General features: G+C 33.8%; 27 protein-coding genes. All 27 read right to left on the bottom strand.

The window, feature by feature from the left end:
• Positions 1–121: 121 nt before the first annotated feature.
• Positions 122–619 carry a DUF4190 domain-containing protein gene (locus DW721_RS03705; protein WP_118744865.1) on the bottom strand — a complete coding sequence of 166 codons (498 nt, stop codon included), beginning with the start codon at positions 617–619 and terminating at the stop codon, positions 122–124.
• 184 nt (positions 620–803) lie between these two features.
• Positions 804–1,250: a DUF2752 domain-containing protein gene (locus DW721_RS03700; RefSeq protein WP_118744864.1), complete on the bottom strand. Its 447-nt coding sequence runs from the start codon at positions 1,248–1,250 to the stop codon at positions 804–806.
• A gap of 79 nt (positions 1,251–1,329) precedes the next feature.
• On the bottom strand, positions 1,330–2,193 hold the full coding sequence (gene trmD / locus DW721_RS03695; protein WP_118745108.1) for a tRNA (guanosine(37)-N1)-methyltransferase TrmD: 864 nt from the start codon (positions 2,191–2,193) through the stop codon (positions 1,330–1,332).
• Positions 2,193–2,702, bottom strand: coding sequence for a ribosome maturation factor RimM (gene rimM, locus DW721_RS03690; protein ID WP_118744863.1), 510 nt, complete (start codon positions 2,700–2,702; stop codon positions 2,193–2,195). The genes trmD and rimM overlap by 1 nt, the downstream gene beginning before the upstream one ends.
• Positions 2,703–2,819: 117 nt before the next feature.
• Positions 2,820–3,050 (bottom strand): KH domain-containing protein, encoded by a 231-nt coding sequence (locus tag DW721_RS03685; RefSeq protein WP_022013949.1) that lies wholly within the window; start codon positions 3,048–3,050, stop codon positions 2,820–2,822.
• A 90-nt stretch (positions 3,051–3,140) separates the two neighbouring features.
• The gene (gene rpsP / locus DW721_RS03680) at positions 3,141–3,386 is read right to left on the bottom strand and encodes a 30S ribosomal protein S16 (RefSeq protein ID WP_022013948.1); all 246 of its coding nucleotides are present in this window, start codon (positions 3,384–3,386) and stop codon (positions 3,141–3,143) included.
• 81 nt (positions 3,387–3,467) lie between these two features.
• Positions 3,468–4,820, bottom strand: a complete 1,353-nt coding sequence (gene ffh / locus DW721_RS03675; protein ID WP_118744862.1) for a signal recognition particle protein — start codon at positions 4,818–4,820, stop codon at positions 3,468–3,470.
• Positions 4,821–5,180: 360 nt separating this feature from the next.
• Positions 5,181–5,543, bottom strand: coding sequence for a YlxM family DNA-binding protein (ylxM, locus tag DW721_RS03670; protein ID WP_243035936.1), 363 nt, complete (start codon positions 5,541–5,543; stop codon positions 5,181–5,183).
• Positions 5,544–5,670: 127 nt separating this feature from the next.
• A complete protein-coding gene (locus DW721_RS03665) occupies positions 5,671–5,982 on the bottom strand; it encodes a hypothetical protein (protein WP_022013945.1) in 312 nt (103 codons plus the stop codon).
• A 232-nt stretch (positions 5,983–6,214) separates the two neighbouring features.
• Positions 6,215–6,970, bottom strand: coding sequence for a zinc metallopeptidase (locus tag DW721_RS03660; protein WP_347560352.1), 756 nt, complete (start codon positions 6,968–6,970; stop codon positions 6,215–6,217).
• A gap of 95 nt (positions 6,971–7,065) precedes the next feature.
• On the bottom strand, positions 7,066–7,245 hold the full coding sequence (locus DW721_RS03655) for a hypothetical protein (protein ID WP_243035935.1): 180 nt from the start codon (positions 7,243–7,245) through the stop codon (positions 7,066–7,068).
• Positions 7,246–7,299: 54 nt separating this feature from the next.
• On the bottom strand, positions 7,300–8,643 hold the full coding sequence (locus tag DW721_RS03650) for an MATE family efflux transporter (protein WP_182436193.1): 1,344 nt from the start codon (positions 8,641–8,643) through the stop codon (positions 7,300–7,302).
• Between the two features lie 132 nt (positions 8,644–8,775).
• Complete coding sequence (locus DW721_RS03645; RefSeq protein ID WP_118744860.1) at positions 8,776–9,573, bottom strand: PfkB family carbohydrate kinase; 798 nt, start codon at positions 9,571–9,573, stop codon at positions 8,776–8,778.
• A 513-nt stretch (positions 9,574–10,086) separates the two neighbouring features.
• On the bottom strand, positions 10,087–10,248 hold the full coding sequence (locus tag DW721_RS15990) for a hypothetical protein (protein ID WP_182436192.1): 162 nt from the start codon (positions 10,246–10,248) through the stop codon (positions 10,087–10,089).
• A gap of 370 nt (positions 10,249–10,618) precedes the next feature.
• Positions 10,619–10,879, bottom strand: coding sequence for a recombinase family protein (locus DW721_RS03640; RefSeq protein ID WP_243035934.1), 261 nt, complete (start codon positions 10,877–10,879; stop codon positions 10,619–10,621).
• A gap of 134 nt (positions 10,880–11,013) precedes the next feature.
• Positions 11,014–11,379 carry a cupin domain-containing protein gene (locus DW721_RS03635; RefSeq protein WP_118671975.1) on the bottom strand — a complete coding sequence of 122 codons (366 nt, stop codon included), beginning with the start codon at positions 11,377–11,379 and terminating at the stop codon, positions 11,014–11,016.
• A gap of 236 nt (positions 11,380–11,615) precedes the next feature.
• Positions 11,616–11,801: a hypothetical protein gene (locus DW721_RS03630; protein WP_118744859.1), complete on the bottom strand. Its 186-nt coding sequence runs from the start codon at positions 11,799–11,801 to the stop codon at positions 11,616–11,618.
• A gap of 3 nt (positions 11,802–11,804) precedes the next feature.
• Entirely contained in the window at positions 11,805–12,761 is a 957-nt protein-coding gene (locus DW721_RS03625; protein WP_118744858.1) for a hypothetical protein, read from the bottom strand.
• Positions 12,762–13,582: 821 nt separating this feature from the next.
• Positions 13,583–14,419 carry an alpha/beta hydrolase fold domain-containing protein gene (locus DW721_RS03620; RefSeq protein ID WP_118498526.1) on the bottom strand — a complete coding sequence of 279 codons (837 nt, stop codon included), beginning with the start codon at positions 14,417–14,419 and terminating at the stop codon, positions 13,583–13,585.
• A gap of 87 nt (positions 14,420–14,506) precedes the next feature.
• Positions 14,507–14,956 (bottom strand): GNAT family N-acetyltransferase, encoded by a 450-nt coding sequence (locus DW721_RS03615; protein WP_182431416.1) that lies wholly within the window; start codon positions 14,954–14,956, stop codon positions 14,507–14,509.
• A 295-nt stretch (positions 14,957–15,251) separates the two neighbouring features.
• The gene (locus DW721_RS03610; RefSeq protein ID WP_118744857.1) at positions 15,252–16,013 is read right to left on the bottom strand and encodes a nucleoside phosphorylase; all 762 of its coding nucleotides are present in this window, start codon (positions 16,011–16,013) and stop codon (positions 15,252–15,254) included.
• Positions 16,014–16,107: 94 nt separating this feature from the next.
• Entirely contained in the window at positions 16,108–16,485 is a 378-nt protein-coding gene (locus DW721_RS03605; protein WP_118744856.1) for a type II toxin-antitoxin system death-on-curing family toxin, read from the bottom strand.
• Entirely contained in the window at positions 16,482–16,724 is a 243-nt protein-coding gene (locus tag DW721_RS03600; protein ID WP_118498533.1) for a type II toxin-antitoxin system Phd/YefM family antitoxin, read from the bottom strand. The genes DW721_RS03605 and DW721_RS03600 overlap by 4 nt, the downstream gene beginning before the upstream one ends.
• Before the next feature lie 208 nt (positions 16,725–16,932).
• Entirely contained in the window at positions 16,933–17,745 is an 813-nt protein-coding gene (locus DW721_RS03595; protein WP_118744855.1) for an HAD family hydrolase, read from the bottom strand.
• Between the two features lie 661 nt (positions 17,746–18,406).
• Entirely contained in the window at positions 18,407–18,721 is a 315-nt protein-coding gene (locus tag DW721_RS03585) for a recombinase family protein (RefSeq protein ID WP_118744853.1), read from the bottom strand.
• Positions 18,722–18,857: 136 nt separating this feature from the next.
• Positions 18,858–19,238, bottom strand: a complete 381-nt coding sequence (locus DW721_RS03580; RefSeq protein WP_118744852.1) for a hypothetical protein — start codon at positions 19,236–19,238, stop codon at positions 18,858–18,860.
• Between the two features lie 212 nt (positions 19,239–19,450).
• Positions 19,451–21,565 carry a caspase family protein gene (locus DW721_RS03575; RefSeq protein WP_182436191.1) on the bottom strand — a complete coding sequence of 705 codons (2,115 nt, stop codon included), beginning with the start codon at positions 21,563–21,565 and terminating at the stop codon, positions 19,451–19,453.
• Positions 21,566–21,886 lie beyond the last annotated feature (321 nt).

Genomic DNA, 21,886 nt, shown 5'->3' with positions numbered 1-21,886 from the left:
TTAACTATTACCCATAGTCACATTATCTAATTATATATATGAAACACTGAAGAAAAAAATGAGCAAAAAATATATTTTGCTCATTTTATTTGCAACTATTCTTATATTTTATTTACTTTCCCTACTCCATACTATTTATCTGATCGATTATCTTCTTATAATCATCAGCAGACATATTCATTCCGATATAGATAACCATAATTCCCATAATCACCGCTATGATAAGTCCTATTGCCGAACAGATAAGACCTGCTATTGCCATACCTCTGCCAGGTTTATGTTTCACAAGAACGATTATCGAAAATGCAAGTCCAAGTACCGCAAATATACCTGAAACATACCAGAAACAGCAGCATACAAGTGACAAAATTCCAAGTACAAGAGATGCTATCGCAAACCCTGACGGACTAAATGTACTCTGGCTTGCTCCCTGTCCGTTTACATCCTGGTATCCTGCATTGTTCCATGAATTATCCGTATTGCCATACGGATTTGTATTTCCAACATTTTGCTGTTCCTGCTGCCCATAATTCTCATTCTGATAAGATGAAGCATTTGTCTCATTATTTACTTGATTATCGTTTTTCTCTAAAGAAATTTTATTTTCTTCGTTCTCCATAGTCATTCCTCCATTCTTAATTTAATGTACTCTAGGTATCTTCTAAACGAAGAATTTCGAGAGTACATATTTAAAATACTAATTTCCACTCTTGCATAACTTGTTATAAAACAATTTATTATGCTCAGAAACAAATTGCAAAGTAAAGTACAAATCTTGCATATGTGGATTTCTCACACTATTCTCATAAACTCTTAAGTATATCAATTCCACAAACTATCAAAAGATAATTTTTTACCACAAACTGTCCTAAAAGCAAAGCAACTCCGACATATACATACCACATCCTAAATTTCATATACCCTATGCCGTTATTGAAGATATATGCCAATGTTCCCTTTGCCATAAATAATATGTAAAATATAACACAATATAACACAAATGGATGATATAAAAATGATTTTAATAAATCTCCTTTTAACAGAAATACAACAGCTCTCGTTCCACCACACCCCGGACAGTAAAGTCCTGTCAATGTATGAAACGAACATTTCACAATATGTAAAACATTTATATGTAAAATCTCTATTATACAAAGTACGGCTATTAAAAGGACTCCGATAACCATCCCGGTTTTATAGAGTAATTTCTCAAATTTTTCATCTGCATTCAAATACTTTTCTTTTAACATTCTATATATCCACCATCTGAAAAAATATAAAATTCATTGTGTGCAAATATTTGTATCATATAACTTTAAACAAAACCTTTTATTTTTTATCAGTACCCTCTTCCTCTCCTGCCATTATCCTCTCGGCAAGTTCTCGCTCTTTTTGTGTAAGCTCTGCCCTTTCTATAAGGTCTGGTCTCCTTTTTGCAGTTCTTATAACAGACTGCTCCCTATACCATTCGGCAAGTTTTTTATGATTTCCGGACAAAAGCACTGGCGGTACAAGTTTTCCCTCCCAGTTTTCCGGTCTTGTGTATTGAGGGTATTCCAGAAGATTGTCTGAAAATGACTCTGTCTGTGCCGACATATCATTGTTTAAGACACTCGGAACAAGTCTTGAGATAGTGTCCATCATGACAAGAGCCGGAAGTTCTCCGCCCGTAAGCACATAATCTCCTATCGAAACATAATCACTGACTATCTCTTCAAGAACTCTCTCATCTATGCCCTCATAGTGCCCGCAAAGGAAAATAAGATTTTCTTCTTTTGCAAACTCTCTTGCCATTTCCTGATTAAATGTTTTTCCCTGTGGTGACAGATATATTACTTTCGTTTTCTTTTTATCTGTTAAATTCTCTCCAGTATCTGCATTACAAATATCCTTCAAATCCCCGCTGACATTAGCTTTCTTCCCACAACAGCCTTTATCTTTTGCAACACTTCCATTTGAAATCTCTTTTTCTATCGCCTTATAACATCTGTAAACCGGTGCCGCCTGCATAACCATTCCTGCACCTCCGCCATAAGGATAATCATCAACACTGTTATGCTTATTTCCTGCAAAATCCCTTATATTTACGGCATTTACAGTTATATGACCTGCCTTTATTGCCCTGCCTGTTATACTTTCTGCCATCGCATTGTTTATCATATCAGGAAATAATGTCATCACATGAAAATTCATCATAGATCAAGTAATCCTTTCATTATATGAACCGTTACCACCTTATTTTTGTCGTCTACTTCTTTTACACAGTCAGGTATATCCGGCAAAAGCACCTCTTTTCCATCGTGTTTTACGACAAATACAAGATTTGCACCTGTTTCCAAAATATCAACAAGTTCACCAAATTCCTCGCCGTCCTCAGTTATTACTTTTGAATTTATAATGTCTGCAAGATAAACCTCACCTTCCTCTAAAGGTATGGCGTTTTCTCTCGTGACATAGAGGTCACAGCCTTTGTATTTTTCTATATCATTTATATTATCAATTCCCTTAAACTTCACGATAACAAGATTTTTAAAAAACCTTACACTCTTTACTTCAAGGTCTATTTTTTCTTTTCCGGTATCAAGTATTACATCTTTCAATTTTTTAAATCTCTCCGGCTCCTGTGTAGTCGGAAAAACCTTGACCTCTCCCCTCACTCCATGCGTATTCGCTATAACTCCTACTCTGAATAAATCCGTCATATTTCCTCCATATGATTTTCCATAAAAATTATCTATATAAAATAAGCCCATACCCAGATGGTACAGGCAAATATATATGCCGCAGTTTATATCCTCAATAGATTTTCACTGCAACGATTACTGCTCTATCTCAACAATAACTTTCTTATCAGTTCGTGAAGCTGCTGCTTTCACCATAGCACGTATTGCTTTTGCAATGCGTCCCTGTTTTCCAATAACTTTTCCCATGTCATCTGAAGCAACCTTCAAAACCAAGAGAATTTCATTATCCTGTTCAGTCTCTGTAACAGTGACCTGTTCCGGATAATCAACAAGGGATTTTGCAAGAACTTCTACTAATTCTTTCATAAACCTGAAACCTCCTTTTTGGCAATCAGTTTATAAACGACGAAAAGACAGTCTTTAAACTGTCTGTCCGTCCTGCACCATATCCGGAAATTACTCCATGATACCTGCCTCTTTTAAAAGCTTGCCTACTGTCTCAGTTGGCTTTGCACCATTTGCGAGCCACTTCTTAGCACTTTCCTCATCGAATTTGAATACGCTAGGATCCTGATTTGGATCATAAGTACCAATCTCCTCGATGAACTTTCCGTCTCTAGGACTTCTTGAATCAGCAACAACTACTCTATAGAAAGGTGCTTTCTTCTTACCCATTCTTCTTAATCTGATCTTTACTGCCATGTTTTCACCTCCTTGAAATAATCATCTATATCAAATTTCACATATCTTATGCAATGCACATATGTAAAACCTGAAAACTTTTTAAAAACCAAAAGGCAATTTCGGCATTGAAAACTTACCTTTTTTCTTTCCCTTGCCACCCATCATTCCTGACATCTGTTTCATCATCTTCTTTGACTGCTCATACTGCTTCATAAGTTTATTTACCTCAGCAATATTCACACCTGCACCTTTTGCGATACGGCGTTTTCTTGATGGATTTATAATAGCAGGGTTTCCTCTTTCCTCAGGTGTCATAGAATAAATGATAGCTTCTATGCCCTTAAAGATATTGTCATCTATCTCAAGATCAGCAGGCAGCCCCATTCCGGGAAGCATACTTAAAATACTTTGGATGCCACCCATTTTCTTCATCTGTGCCATCTGATCAAGGAAATCATTAAAATCAAACTCAGCTTTGCGGAACTTTCGCTCCATCTCTTTTGCCTTGTCCTGATCTATCTCAGCTTCCGCTTTCTCGATAAGTGTAAGTACATCACCCATTCCAAGAATTCTTGAAGCCATGCGGTCAGGGTAAAACTGTTCAAGATCTGATAACTTTTCACCCATACCTACATAGAGAATAGGCTTACCTGTGACTGCTCTGATAGAAAGTGCAGCACCACCTCTTGTATCACCGTCAAGCTTTGTGAGAATGACTCCGTCAACACCAATCTTTTCATTGAAGGTAGTCGCAACATTTACTGCGTCCTGACCTGTCATGGCATCGACCACAAGAATAGTATCATCTATCTCTACATTTTCTTTTATCTCCTGAAGTTCAGCCATCATATCTTCATCTATGTGAAGACGACCAGCCGTATCAAGAATAACAACATTAAGATTGTTCTTAGAAGCGTGCTCTATAGCCGCTTTTACTATATCAACAGGTTTGTGGTTCGTTCCCATAGTGAAAACTTCAACACCCTGTTTCTCGCCATTTTTCTGCAACTGCTCTATAGCTGCCGGACGATATATATCACAGGCTGCAAGCAAAGGTCTCCTGCCTTTCTTCTTAAGCTTGCCTGCAATCTTTGCTGTTGTTGTCGTTTTACCGGCACCTTGCAAACCACACATGAGTATCACTGAAATCTCACTTGATGGCTTGAGTGCTATCTCTGTAGTGTCACTTCCCATAAGGTTTACAAGCTCTTCATTAACAAGTTTGACTACCATCTGTCCCGGTGTAAGACTATTTAAAACATCTTGTCCGACAGCTCTTTCCTGAACAGTCTTGACAAAATTCTTTACAACCTTGAAGTTTACATCAGCCTCTAAGAGAGCCATCTTAACTTCTTTTAAAGCTGCTTTTACATCTTCTTCCGTAAGTCTTCCCTTACTGCGAAGGTTCTTAAAAACATTTTGTAATTTTTCAGTTAAACTATCGAATGCCATAACAACCTCCCTTTGAACAAATATACTTATTTATAAAAACACTGCAACATATACTAATATATAATATCTGCACACACAGCACTTTCTCTGACACCTTGAACAGTATAATACAGCAAAAAAAATATGTCAAGTATTTTTCTTGACATTTTTTAAATTATGGGTAACAGTTCAGCCATAAAAAGATAATTGGCAATACAATGAGCTTGTTCATTGTATTGTTAAGTACCTTTTTATGGTAGAATAGCCTTTCATTTCTGAAATGAAATAAACAAAAGCTGCAAAGCAGCGACTGACAGCTCGCTGGCAGGTTTATGAATGTAAGAAATAAAAGGCTGAACTGTTACAATTATGCCAACACTCTTATTCTTCGTCGAGTATCTCGTCTATGATAGAATAGACTTCCTCAAGTTCACCCTCGTCACCTATGTTCATCCCTTTAAGAATGATATGAAGTTTTTTTACAAGTTCTTTCTGCTTTTCAAACTTCTCGATAAGACCAAGCTTTTGTTCATATTCACGCAACTGTTTACAGGCTCTTTTTATCGCATCATGTACACCCTGTCTTGTGATATTTTCATCTTCGGCTATCTCAGCAAGATTGTAATCATCAAGAATACTCGCTTCAAACATACGACGCTGGTTTTCCTTAAGCAATGCCCCATAAAAATCATACAAAAGAGAGAGTTCAACTCTCTCTTCTATACTATGTCTGTTTTCTGCCATTTTTTCTCCATTCTTATTCTGATGTACTCTCGGTATCTTCTCAAAATGAATCATTTTGGCAGATTTTAAAAATCCATCTCAAAATTCTTCATTTGGAAGATTCCGAGAGTACATTTCTGTTTTAAAACTATTTTTCTACTTTTCTCGGATTTATCTTAAATGAAAAATCAGGATCATTTATATTTATCTGTATTTCTTTGCCATTTTCCCCTATTATCCTTACATGGTCATTCTCTACATGACTACACTTATATACCTTTCCTTTAATGTAGCCGTCACCATCCACAAAACTAAGTGCAAGATTTACAAATGTATTTGATGCCACAAGTGTACCTGTCGCCTTATTAAATCTTGAACCTTCCGGTTTCTGTGAATGATTCTCATTAAATGCCTCTGCAAGCCCGTTTATCAATTCACCTTTTAAAGCTGAGTCGTCCATTTTATCCTCCATAATTTAATAATATATAATCCTATGTGTATTTTTAGTTTAAACTATTATCTTTATCATATTATTTATTTCTACATATACACATACTTAATATTATATTATCAGTCATATGATTGAAATGTCAACCAACTTTCATGACATATTCCCGCTTATATAAACATATATCACTTTTCCCACTACAGATATTCCAATTACAACACAAATGTATTGTAATCACTAAACATTAATCATCATCTCTTCTTCCAAACAGCAGAATAAGTCTTAACAGTTGAAGAAGTGTAGATACCGTTGCCGTTATATATGTCATTGCTGCTGCCGTGAGAACTTTCCTTGCACCTCTCACTTCATCTTTATACAACATTCCACTTTTATCAAGTATCTTTAATGCACGGGAAGATGCATTAAATTCTACCGGAAGTGTCACTATCTGAAACACAAGTGTCATGGCAAATAATAAAATGCCTATATTTAACATGTTAAATGAGCCTAGTATCACACCAAGTATGATAATGGGCCATGAAAGTTTTGAACCTAAGTTTACAACCGGAACTATCGCACTTCTTATCTTAATAGGAATATAGCCTACATTGTGTTGTATTGCATGACCACATTCATGTGCCGCAACCCCGACTGCTGCTATTGACGAAGAACCATAAACACTATCTGATAAATTAAGTGTTTTATTTCCAGGATTATAATTATCAGTCAAGTCACCTGAAATATGTCGTATCTGCACATCATATATACCGGCATCGTGAAGAATTTTTTCAGCCGCCTGTGCACCTGTTGTTCCTCTCTTGCAGCCGTATCTGCTGTATTTACTAAATGATCTGTTCACATTAGCCGATGCTATCATACATATAACTGCACCTATTACAACCAATGAATAAGTAGGATCCATACGGTAAAACATTCCCGGAAAACCATAAAATCCCATAAAGCCGTTGCCGGCATTCAAAAAAACAAAAACAAACTCCATATATACCTCCTATTCCCTCATTGTCTGTTTATATACTACCATACTTCCACATATATTTAAATACCGGAATCAAAATTCTCATCCGGCACTTTCTGCTATGATAAACTGATCATCCATTTTCTTTTTTTAAAAATAACCAGTGACACAATCAGCCTGAATATTTCTTCTGTTGTGAGTAACCTATACACACCTGCAATCCCCCACTTAAATACATATGCAGCAATCAGACACAATGGCACTCCAATACACCATGTTCCTATAATATCAATTGCCATAATAATCCTGTGCTTTAGCAATTCTGAAAATTTATTCCGATAATTTGATTTAGATTATCGGGATGTTTCCAATTTATCAGTCGGCCATGAGTTTCTGAGAGCTGCATATGATATTAAAAAATTTGCAAACCAACCGGCCGGTACAGCAAGCCAGACAAAAGCAATACCAAAACGCGGTGCAAAAATCAATGCAACTGACAGGCGGATTGCCAGGTTTACCATGTTTGCAATAAGGAATGGCCGCATGATTCCAAGACCTCGAAGAACTCCATCAGTTGCCATTTTGATCCCCATAAAAATGAAAAAATATCCAAGCCATCTCATATAATCCCCGGATACCTGATATGCCAAGGCTGTTCCATCTTTGCCAAGAAATAGCGAGGAAATTTGCGTGTGCAGCGTTTCAATGACGATGAAAGCAATGGCTGCAAAGCACATATCCAATACCAATGCAGCTTTGTAGCCTTTTTTGATTCGCCGGGGTTTGTTTGCACCAAGGTTTTGGGAAACATACGGCGAAACTGCATTGCCGATTGATACAAAAATCAGAGAAAAAACATTCTCTACCCGCATCGTCGCCGCATAACCCGCAAGTGCCTGTGTACCAAAAGGATTTACAACTGCCTGTACAATCATCATACCAATAGACACTGTTGACTGCTGGAGCACTGACGGAACAGCTATTCTAAACATAGAATGAAGCTCGCACCAATCAAATAGTTGAAAGTTACTCTCATATTGCCGCATCCGATTCAAAAAAAGTAAAAGAGATAATACGGCGGAAATGCCCTGTGCAATCAAAGTTGCAAGTGCCGCACCGAACACGCCAAGCCTCAGACCGGCTACCATCCAAAGATCCATAACGATATTTAAGATTGATGAAAATATCAGGAGTCCTAACGGAATTTTTGATTCGCCTATGGAATTGAACATCGTTGAAAGGATATTGTACATAAACAAAAACGGAAATCCCACAAAATAAACTCGCAAATACAACACTGCATCATCCAGTATATCAGCAGGGGTTTGTAATGCCCTCATCATCGGGTTGGAAAAGCAAAAGCCAAAAACACCAAGAACTATACTTAGAATCAAAAAACTAAGTAAGGATGTTGACACGACTGTTTTCATTTTTCCGTACTCTCCGGCACCGAAATAGCGGCTCACAAACACACCGGCACCAACACCTCCCCCCAATGCCACGCAAATAAATACATTTGTCAGTGCCGCACTAGCACCAACAGCTGCAAGTGCTGAGGAACCCACAAACCTGCCGACGATAACTGAGTCGGCCATATTATATATTTGCTGAAAAAAACTGCCAAGAATCATCGGCAGTGCAAAAAACGTCAGTGCTTTAAGAGGCACATCTGTGATTAAATATTCATCTTTTGACATTATAATATTCCTCCGCTGTTTTTATATGCTCTCGCAATATTCCTATCACGGTCAATATAATCATATTTCCATCCGGTATCCTGCAAATTAATTTTTAGTTCTTTACACATATTTTTGTCAAACCGAAAGTTGTTAAAATCCACCATAATGAGACAGCGTCTCTGTTGCAAATCCTGTACCAACTCTCATAGCCTCGTAAATATCCCCCTTTATCAAATGAGAGCATACCAATCCTGCATGGTAGCTATCCCCACATCCTGTAGTATCAATCACTTCTTTAACTTCATTAGCTTTGACAAAATACTTTTCACCATCACAATATGTAACACTTCCTTTATCAGCTAAAGACACATTAAATAGTCCTTTATACTTCTTTGAAAACGCTTCAAATATCGGGAGAATTGATTCCTCTCCACTAATCATGAAATAATCTATATATGGTGCATATTTTTCCATCTCATTAAAATTACGATATTCTACAAAATCCACTGCCAATCTGAAGTTATTGTTCTTTTTTAAATCTATAATTTGTCCAAAACAGCCTGCCCAAAAATGTATAAATACAACCTCCGAATTTTTGATAAAATCCAATTCATCTTGATTCAATATCATTTTATCAACAATATCGCCCGTCCATGAATCATCTTTGTAATATCTGTCACCGTCAGCTGTAAGATATGTACGATTATTTGCAGTTACTTTATCCTTTTCAACTCTTACATGACTTACATCAATTCTCTTATCAGAAATAGAATCCATAATAAATTTTGCGTAGAAATCCTGCCCAACCGCACCCAATATCGAAACATTGAACTCCTCAAATTTTGATGCATGAACTGCAAAATTGAGGGCTTCACCACCAGCACGCAGTTCATCCGTTCCATCAAAAACATCTACACAGAGGCACGGAAGTGCCACTAAATTTATCATTCTTTATACCTCCAAAACTTGAGATTTACTAATTCAACAAATTCTGATTGCTCTAAGTTTTCTCAGTTACACCTTCTTGCCCTTCGGACAAGAAGCATCCCTCGCTCTAAAGAGCTCGGTCAATTCTGATTGCTCTAAGTTTTCTCAGTTACACCTTCTTGCCCTTCGGACAAGAAGTATCCCTCGCTCTAAAGAGCTCGGTCAATTCTGATTTGTACATATTCTATCATACATTTATCTTTCCAACAATCACTTATTTTTCACCTATCCACTGAGGAAACTAATATCAGGACACTATATCTTGTCCTTTTCACTCTCTTATCATACATCATCCGGTATAACACAGATTACTTTCCTCAATGCACCTTCAAAATCTCCCTATAAACAAATGCAATCCCTCATTTGTGATATGGTTCACCGTAACGCCATTTCGGATTTTCATTCCTCAGTGGAATCAAGTACTTTTGCATCCAGTGAGGTTTGATTTCTCAATAGCGTTTAGCATTCCTACTATTAACTAATACTTTTTTCCAATTTTGCAAGTTGTCTTTTCTTTTTTTCTATCTCTTTTTTTCTTTCTTCATTGATTCTCTCTCGAAGTTCTTCATGAGATAATTTCAATAAATCTTCAGGTATTTCAAAATGATCATCCTGTACATATACAATTCGTTCCATATTAAATCACCTCTCGAAATTCGATATCATAAATATCATAAGTTTCTGACAATTTTTTAATACTTCATACTGAGCTAAATACTCATCATGCAATTTTTTATAAGAATCGGCAAAATACAAATCATACATTATTTTTGCTTTTGAATATAATAATCTACTTAAATCCGCATTATTCGTAATCTTATCAAATTTCTTACGATATTTCCCACTAGATATATATTTACTAATGTCGATTTATTTCTTCCATACCTTTGAAATTCAAGATATTCACTCATTATAAAATCCTTTTCCACATTAAAATTCCTTTAACTTTTTTTAATCATATCATAGTTTAATATAGTTCTCAATATCATTTTCAAATCTAATCTCGTCACCTCAATTCCATTCTTTCTTTTTCGTCTGTCGTTCCCATTACTATAGTCTCCACATTAAATTTAAATTCGTCCATTTCGTTTTCCTTTCTTCTTTGCAGCATCAATCCCCTGCCTTTGCCTTTTTCTGACTGTTTATTAGTAACAACATTTTCCTCTAGAACATACTTTGCTAACTCTGCCAGTTGCCTATCTAAATTTTGTTCGGTTGATGATACTCTGGCATAGCCAAATATTCTTCCCTGTGATATTTCACTCACTTCTCGCACTCTCCTTCATTAAAAATATGAAAAGGATAAAGAACATATAGCTCTTTATCCTCTTTATAATAATATGTGTTTTAAATATTTAATTTTACTGTAAATGTTCTTCATACAAACAAACTTGAATTTGTCTATCTTTTATCCTTATATGCATATCCAAAGTTTATTGGTGGTGCAGTCACTGATACATACACAAATTCCTCATTACCATCATTCAATAAACCATGAACATCTTTATCTGCAAATCTTACAACATCCCCAGCAGTAAACACTTTTTCTTGTTCATCTGCAAGTAATAGTTTACCCGTTCCTTTTGTTGCATACCAAATTTGTTCTGACGCATCATGTGTATGTCTTGGTTGGCAAGCACCTATTTCAAGATGAACCTCTGTAATTGTCACCCTTTCACTTGATGAATTTTCAGGATTTAATAGTTGTCTTGAAACAACTCCTGGATTTGATAATTCAACTATCTTCTCTTTACTTATGAATTCCATACTATACCTTCACAACTCCCAATTTTCTTAATTCTACAAACTGTTTTTTCTCTGTTTCTTGCCTCGTTTGTCTATGATAATATTATCACACCCTAAAATAGAAAAAAAGAGGCAGAATATTAGTCTTTTGTTAGTTTTATATGTAATTTTATTAGTTTTTTACGTATGGTAACTACTCTGCATTTTCTATGTAGCTCTACATACTGGAATATGCAGATGCATCTCTCCTCTTTTCTTTATACACGTACTGTTTTCTTTATTTTGATTTGAACCATTTTAGTTAAATTATCTGGTTTATCATCTACAATATCGCACCAGCCATTCTTTTGTAATTCTTCATAAAAACTGGTTTTTAATGTACTTTCTGAAAAAATTCCTCTATTAAGTTTATTTTCCATTTTTAACTTTATCTTTTCAAACATTTTTCATATCTCCATATTCTCTATTTCATGTAGAATACTCTGTATATCATCAATTGATATATCGTTTACTGAACTATTTCTCTTTAGGCATTCAACTAACATACTATATTTATTTTTTATAGTTTCATTTTTAAAATCTTTGTAAAACATTCTTACTTTTGACAATTTGATTAAATCGTCTTGAAAGATAACTTTTTCAAATTTCTTTATATGTTTTAGTTGCAACAATGAGGTTATGTAATAATATCCAGCCCTTATAACATAATACTTTTCATTCTCAAATTTTTCATTCTCAAAAAGACATTTATTAAATTCTTGCTTTTCCGTTGTAATTTTATCTTCAAATCTTCTTATCAAAAAGTCCCTATCATATAAATGGTTTTGTGTAATATTTTTCAGCCATAAAAAATACCCTTGATGTCCCTTAAGAAGTTTACCATTTACTATAACACTATTTTCATAAGGCATCCCAGCAGTTGCAGCATACAGAAATGAAAGATAATCTCTGTAAACAATATCAACATCAAACATATTTCCTTTTGATGATACATCATCTAATCCGTTAGTCCCTTTATTATGCAAATATCTCCTTCCTTCTTTTGGAAAACCTAACATCAATACAATAAAGTCATAGTCTTGTGGCAATTGATTATTTGCATCAACAGAGGAACCATATTGAATTAACAAATAATCCGAGTATTCAGGGAAATTCCTTTTCATTGTATCTTTAATTTGCAGTAACTTATCTAACTCTTCTATCATATTTAAATCATTAAAATTATTTGTCTTTAATAACTCATTTAATTCTTTGGGCTTTTTTATTACATAGGATACAACTCTTACTACTATTCCTAAAATAACTGTTGCAACTATACCGGATATTATTGAATCTCTATTACTAGATAACCATGCTCCTATTGCTTTCATTAAAATAATAAAGTCGTTTATAACTTCTTGCATTTTACTTCTCCCTTGATAAATTCATGAATAAATTAGTATAAATAATCCCAAACCATTATCAAACAAAATCTCATCTGCAAATTCCGATTTATACATATTCTATCACACATTCATCTTTCCCACAATCACTTATTTTTCACCCATCCACTGAGGAAACTAATCTTCGGACACTATATTTCGTCCTTCCCACCCTCTTATCATACATCATCTGGTATAACACAGATTACCTTCCTCAATGCACCCTCAAAATCTCCCTATAAACAGATGCAATCCCTCACCAGAAACAACCATATCACAAGTAATCACTTACCACTGCTTCTGTTCACCACATCAAAAAATATATCCATTCGTACATTTTCCATCGCAGCTCTATTTTCCTACAGCAATGTAAACATTGCTGTTTACACCAGAACCACATCTCTGTGCAACCTTGCATCAAAGATACAAGGTTCGCGGGCGCGCTCAGATACTTACGAGCAAACTCGACGCATCTTCACTTTGCCTTCGCGCAAAAGATTGAAAGAGCAGCAAAATCAGCCACTCTTCCTTATGCTTTCTATATCTTTGAAGTTTTAATGTCTCCGCTCCGCTTCGGTCGGTGCAAAACGGACATCCACCGGATGTCCTGCACCCTCATTTATGGTATGGTTCACCGTAACACCATTTCGGATTTTCATTCCTCAGCGTAATCAGGTACTTTTGCATCCAGTGAGGTTTGATTCCTCAATGGAATTTGTCGTAGTTTACTTTTGTAATACAGTAATCCTCAATGGAATCAAGAAAATTTTGTCCATTGAGGATTACATGTGTAAGTCAAGCTGTTACTTAGTCTTTTTTATAAAATCTTGAATAATAGTTAGAACAGTTTCAGAAAAATATATATTTCCTCCATGTTCGTCCCAATCCTTTATCTCATAATACTCCACGCTGTGATTTTTCTCTTCCAATTTTTCATATAAAGTTCTGCTATTTTCAACAGAAACAACGGGATCGTTTATACAATGAAACATCAATACAGGTGGCAATATTATATCCTCACTAATTAAAGATGTACATGATGCTTTATATGCAATTTCTTCATTTCCCTCAATACTATCAATTCCCAAAAGAACTGTTGATGGGCGAACAGACATCCAAGGTGGTAATGGCTCATTGGAACAAATCAAAATATCAGAGGATGCACTCTCTAAAATAACTCCTTTTACATTCGGCATTTCAATCATTCCACAAGCGTTATGTAACACTGCCATCATAGCTAAATGCCCCCCTGAAGAATGTCCCATAAGGTAAGCTTCTTTTATATCAAACGGAAGGTTAAATTTTGTTATTTTTTCTACAACGCACTCCATCGCATTTTTAATATCCTCTATCTGCGCTGGAAAAATTGCAATATCAGACTCACGAACCTCAATTGATACAATTGCAGCCCCCTTTTTCGCTAACTCTACGAGTTTTGGAATATCATTATACATTTCTTGTTTGTGCCATGCTGCACCAGTAATATAAAAAATAACTGGATATTTCTTTTCAAGTCCTTTTTTACTATATGGCATAATAACTTGCAAATGGCGTTTACAATTTCCATAATCAAAATATTCCCAATTTGGGGAATACAGCCATTCCAAATCATCAAATTTAACTGCTATTTCTTTCTTCATTATGTTCTCCTATATACTTTCACTATACTGCTATTTCAATTTTTAATTCACTGCATACTCTCTTTTACTATTTATTAACCCCAAATATTATAACCAAGTTTCCATTTCTCCTGAATCACCAAATCCAAATTTTTCATATAAATGTCGTCCTGCCGATGATGGCTTTAGTTTTATATTGTGTACCCCTTTATTTTGCAACCATTTAATCAGCTCCGCCATTATCTTTGAAGCATAACCACTTCTCCTCTTTTCCGGAACACAATATATATCAATTATATAGCCATACGTTGGAGTTTTGAAAAAACAAAACGGAACATCTTCTTTGATCACAGCACCTCCGCACGCAATAACAGTATCATTTTCATATATTAAATAATGACAACCTTTCCCATCCTGATATAATTCTTTATATTTCTCATATATCTTTTTTTCAGCATTATCCTGTAATAAAGATATTGAACCTACTTCTATAAACATTTCCATTTTCATTTTAACTACGACATCTAAATCTTTGATTTCAGCTTTTTTTATTTCCATAACAATACTCCAATTTACAGTTTCTATTTGCATTACCATTATCATTCTACCATAAATATCATATTCTTACAACGCACCCCCTTTCATCTCTTGATTACATTTTCTCCATCATAGTCGAATCACAAATGCCAATTTTTCCTCTTTTAAAGCAGAAAAAAGGATGCCTCTTTCGATGCACCCTCCTGTAAACATAAATATTCTGTTAGTTGTCTTTTGAACTTGATACTATAAAAATCAAATTCTATTCTTATGGTTGTATTCTCTATGTTATTTTAAAAGTTTCCTTCCAATATTTCTATTCCGTAATATAGTAAGCCAGTTCAAGAGCAATATCAAAATGTCCTGCATCATGCTGTGTATGCTTTACTTGATCTTTCTTCATCTGTTCATCCCATTTAGGTGCATCTAACAAATCACCACAAGTAAAAAAGAAGTAGGCATTAAGTTTTCTATAATCACATACAGCTTGAACAGCAGCACATTCCATTTCGACAGAAATGCAGCCATCGGCTTTACGTTTTTCAAAATTCGCTCTCGTTTCTCTATGCACCGCATCTGTTGTCCATGTTTTTCCTTTCACATAAGACAAACCGACTGTTTCCATAAACTTCGCTACTACATCTGCATTTTGGATTTTAATATAATCTGAAGCAGGCGCATAATGATATGAAGTTCCTTCATCACGATAAACCTCAGTAGGCACCATAACCTTTCCACGTGCAACCTCTTTATTCAAACATCCCGAACCACCAAAAACAACATATTTATCTGTGTTAATAATCGACATAGTATCTTCTATATCTGCCACACATGCCGGTGCTCCAACATAAGACATATATACAGCAAAATACCTATTCTTATACTCAAATCCATAAACAGGATTCACTCCATTAGATGAAAATAAATCTCCAATTTTTTTACACTCAAAATTTTCTAAAACATATTTTAAAATCACATGAGAAAATGTAAGAATGCAGGCATCTACCTTAACCGCATTATCGTTACGATTAACCTTAATTATTTCTTCCGATAAATTATCAAATGTATCTGTTATCATTTTTTAACCTCCAAGCCAGCAAATATTTATATTAATGCTTATTGTATCGTATATTTGTCCGTTGAGTATTACATATATATAATAATCTTATACATTATTTTTGATGACTGATAATCCATTGCAATATATCCTCTGCTCCTATTTTACCAGAGGCTAAATCAAGTATTATATCGCTCAATTCCGTTTGCGTGTATGAAAGTTCATAACCATTTAATGCTAAAAATACCAGCATCACATGAGAACCTAAGCGTTTATTTCCATCAATCATAGGATGATTCTTTACAATTCCAAAACAAAGTTGTGCTGCTTTTGCTTGTATACTTGGATATAACTCTTCATCTCCGAATGACTGAAATGGATTAGCAAGTGCTGAATCAAGCATCCCATCATCACGAATACCGTTACTACCGCCAGTAGTCTCAATCAGCCTTTTATGAAGTAAAACGACCTGCCCTTTGCTTAATCTTATCATTTGGCAAGTACCTCATAAGCTTCCATATTCTGCTTAATAAGGCGTTCTGATATAGCAAACACGTCCTCCGTGGATGCTATTTTTTCCTGTTCTGCTTTGCCAAAGTCTATTACAAGATATTTTGGCACATTATTTTTAAGAATAACCGCTGTACCATGTTCGTCAACAACTCGAGCAACCTTTGAAAAATTCTGATTAGCTTCTGTTATAGAAATCATTGTATTTGTATCTACTGTCATAATATACACCTCTCTTTCACTTATATTATATACAAATCATACAATAAATACAAGCTATTTTTATACCTATTATTTCTGTTATTTCAAACCAATAAAACTATATATTCTTCTAAAATGATTAGAAGAGAAGCCATGACAACTTCTCTTCCATACAATTACTATATAATAAACATCATTACCTTGAATAAATTGGAATTTTTACCCGCTTCTATTGTTTATAGTTTGCTTCAAGCCATCTAGCAACACCATCTTCGTCATTCGACAAAATCACCTCTGTTGCAAATTGTTTTAAATCATTATGTGCATTTGCAACAGCATAACTTTTATCAGCCATTTGAAACATGTCTATATCATTTTTCCCATCACCAAACACAATTAGCTTTTCACAATTTAACATGCTTTGTAATTGCTTTATAGCATTTGATTTTGATGCTTCTAACGGCATAATTTCTAACCACTGTTCATTTGTATAAATATCCGTCTGATATACACAATGATATTTATCCTTATATTTATCATACAAAGGCATAAGTTTTTTTGGCTCATCAATACAAGTAATATAAAAAATATTACCCTCTTTCAACTCAGACAATGAATTCACCTCATTTGTTCGAACATCGCCTTTACGACTTTCGAGGAACATATTCATACCCTCTGTACACATTTTTCGCACAAACGAAAATTTTTCCACATTATCAATGTATGCGTAAACAATGGGATACACATTATTACTAAACAAATCTTCTAGTACTAAATGTACTGAATCATCAAAATAATTAGCAATTAATATTTTTTCCGTAATATTATCAATCACAAATGCTCCGTTATATACAATCAACGGAATTTTTGCATTTATTCCTTCGGTCACTTTTTTAGCTGTAACTAAAGAACGTGCCGTAGCATAGGAAAAAATCATCCCTTTTTCCACCAACGAATTGATTACTTGATTTGTGTATTTAGAGGTTACTTCGTTACTTCTCAATAATGTCCCATCTAAATCTGAAACATACAAATTACTCATGCATTTTCCTCCGTCAAATATCGATTTACATTTTCTTTTATCATTCTAACACTACTACCATATTCTCACAATCCCCCTGCTTCATCTCCTTGTTACCTGATTGCTTTTTTTCCATCATAGTCGAATCACAAATGCCAATTCTTCCTCTTTCAAGGCAGAAAAAAAGGATGCCTCTTTCGAAGCACCCTCCTGTAAACATAAATATTCTGTTAGTTGCCTGTTGAACTTGATACTGATTGTATCAACTGACCTTGTTTTGCGATCTATCGTTATTTCCTCTATCATCAAATGCATTAGTGTTCTTACTTCCTCGACCTTGCTTTTTTCAATGATTGGTTTAATCAGCTTTAATATAGTTTTGACCTGTTCAATAGAATAGCTGCATTTTGTATTTTTACTAATCTGTTCTCTGACAGAATACAAATTCTTTTTATATTATCGCTGATTTCCCCTCTATATTATATTGCTTGCGTACCTCAAATACTTCTTTTCCGTCTGCTGTTCCTATTACTGTAGTCTCCACATTAAATTTAAATTCATCCATTTCGTTTTCCTCCCTATTACCATTCAAAAAGGTATATCTTTTTGTATAGGTTAATCTGCACACAAAAAATGTACAAAAAAGTCACTGTCTTATTTTTGCACATGCTCAAATATGACTTTACTTTTTTGTACACTTAGCTTCATCTCTTTTTAACATCTGATAAAATGTGGTCTTTGACACTCCTAACCGCCTGCTGGCTTCTATAGTTGTGATTTCATTTGCTTTCCACATTTCCATTATCTGACTATAATTACTCGGTTTCTGAATGAATGGTCTGCCTAGATGTTTTCCTTTCTTCTTTGCTGCATCAATCCCCTGCCTTTGACGCTTTCTGATTGTTAATCTCTCCTGCTCCGCCATGCTAGACAATACTTCAATCAAAATATTATTTATCATTTCAATTATCCATTCCTGTCCTTCTGATTTTTCCATCTTCTTGACTTCCTTAAAAATATGAAAAGGATAAAGAACATATAGCTCTTTATCCTTTTTATAATAATATGTGTTTTATGTATCTAATTTTACTGTAAATGTTCTTCATGCCAACAAACTGGAATTTGTCGCTCACTTATACCATTTTGCCATTTTCTACTTTGACTGCCACCTGCCAATTATCTTCATAAACAATTGTTCCAACAAAATTTGTATAAACCACATCATACGCTTTTTCGTACTTATCCAATAATGCTATTGCTGGTTCAAGTTTAGAAAGCATTTCTTCTGTACTTTCACATTTAAAAAATGTTATTACTTTTTCGTGATTAATACAAGGCTCTGGTTCTGGAAGATTTACCTTAAACCATTCATCAATAGAAATAAACAACTCTTTTTCTGTTTCTTTCAATATATTATCCCTAATCAAATTCCAGCAAAGGCTAAACACACCTTTTGGGTACTTAGTAACATAAGAATCTTCTCTTCCTTGAATTCTCATATATTTGTACTTCATATCAATATCCTCCGCAAATTTCAATTTTTCGCTATATATTGCATCACCATTATCATTCTATCATCATCGCCATATTCTTACAACTTCCTCTCCGTCTCCTGATCAGATTGTTAAAATAAAATTTTAGGAAATATTTTCACCGCACCTCTGTTTTCCTAATAAAGTTTTTACAGTCCCTATACAAAATAAAACATTTATAGTTGAACATTACATTACCAAATGGAAAGCTTTTTCCACAATCCTTGATGAAGCTTAAACTTTGCAGTTTTATAAAACTCTGTCAAATTTACTTTACTTCTATATGACCAATGTTCATGTCCCGAATCCAATCTTACTCCTAGCACCCCCACTGAATATAACCGATCCAATATACGATCACTGTCCATATCCATAAATAATTCTTTTCTATTTATATATCCCATTAACTCTTGATAATCAATCCATCTCATATCCATTTTAGGAAACACTTCATCAAATAAATAGAATATTTGTTTGTCCGTAAAAAAACCATATAGTTCATCTTGCAATTCTTTGTAAAAATATTCTGAATAATCTTTCGTTGCATTCCACAAAATTGTTTCTGTTAAAACCTTTTCTCCCTTATGGCAATGAACAACACAAAAATCCAAAAATGCCACGACATCTCTTGGCTTATATGTTGTAAAATTTAACAACCAACTCCACGGATTATAAAATTCTCCACTCTTTGTTGAAATTGATTTTGGAAGAATATCTTTTAAAGTAATCTCTTTTCCTATGCTGTTCTGAAGCCTAATATTTATAAAATCATATAGTGGATAGGTATCTTTTTCATTTGATTCATTAATCCAATTTAAAGTAACTGAGCTACCTGTAACAATTTTATTTATATTAGCACCTGAAACATAATCAAAAACATCCCGTCGAAGTAATAATATACATTTACATTGTATTTCATTTTCAAAAAAATAATCATTTAATTCCTGAATCGACCAAATAAGAGCATTTATTATTTCCTTATATTTAGAATGTTCATTCATCTTCTCATCCAATCCATCAATTATCAATTGATGAGGTTGCATATTTTCTTGTTCAATTATATATTTAAATGATTCGACTATACTTTCTACTTCATAATTTACTTTATCCTTCGGAAAATATTCTTTCACCCGAATATTTTCTATTTGTATTCCTCTTTTAAATCGCTTATCTAATATTTGTTGCAAAGTAACTTTAAAACCAAATAATTCTTTTAAATAATTTTTTATAAAATCACTTTTCTCTTCATTTCCTATATATTCCATAAAAAACGATAAAATTACATATTGCCAAATAGACATAAACGGTTCATATCCTTTTCCATCCTTTGCCAATGCTGCAAATGCCTTATATTTGAATTTATTAAATGATAAATATTTTATTTCTCTCGGATTTTTCGCCTCTAGATAGCGACCAATATAAGTTTTCCCAGTTCCTTTTTTCCCAAGTATATATTGTATATTAGCTTGTTCCTCAATTTTCTTCACTGCATTATTTAAGTCATAAAAATTATTTATAAATACCTCTTTGTCTTTTTTGTATTCATTATCTGCATCAATAATGCCAAAATAAACATCCGAAATTTTTATATTATTATTCCGTTTATAGCCATTAAAATTTTTAATTTCTATATTGCTAACCATTTTTCCCCATACATAGGGAGTCTGTTTATGATATCCATTCTTCTTTTCATAATACTCTATTACCATTTCATATAAAAAATTTTGTAAAGATGTGCATGTCAATATGTTTTTATCTAATGCCTCTTTTGTACCCTTCAATGCAGAAAATAAATAATGACTCCATACTCCATGACCGAATTCATCTTCTGCCATAGCTTCTTCATTAGAATTTGCCGCCGAAAAAACAGTCATATATTCAGATTCAAGCGCAGTAACTCCACGTTTATAAGAAATAGTACTTTCACACGCATCAACAAATACAAGAGCATTAATCCTTGCTCTCTCTATTTCTTTCAACAAATTCCTTAAGCTATACCATGTATTATAACTAGCTGATACATCTTCTAAAGAATCATAGCAGGATAATCGTGGTTCATCATAAAAAGAAATTCCATGACCAGCAAAGTAAAAGAACAATCTATCCCCTTCCTTCATACTTTTTACGACTTTCTGTATCATATCTTGTATCTGTGCAACAGTAGCTTTCTCATTCTTAAGTATAAATCTATTCTTTACATCATATACTTCTTGCATAATTTTATGAAATTCTTCTGCATCTTCACATGCATATTTAGTAGATTCCAAATTTAAATATTTTCCTATTCCAATTGAAATTGAATAATCCATCATATTTCTCCTTTGTTATTTTAAATTTGTGCATATCATAAATAGTATAATTTCAGTATTTTTACTACGAAAAATTTGTACTAATATACATTATATTTAATTTTTGACCATAATTATATAATATCAAATTATAAAATTATTTACATTTAATCAAAATACACCTACATCAACGAATCAAAAATAGGCTAATTTCATTTAATGTTTTGCACTGTAATTTTCGATTTTATCCATATTATATATAAATCCCGATTTTCTTAATTCAACAAATCCGAATTTATTAAGTTTTCAGCATTTCTATACCTCATCTTCTTGACTTTCAGT

The organism is Clostridium sp. AM27-31LB, assembly GCF_003480745.1.
Taxonomy (GTDB): domain Bacteria; phylum Bacillota; class Clostridia; order Lachnospirales; family Lachnospiraceae; genus Butyribacter; species Butyribacter intestini.
This window is presented reverse-complemented; position numbering and strand designations above follow the sequence as displayed.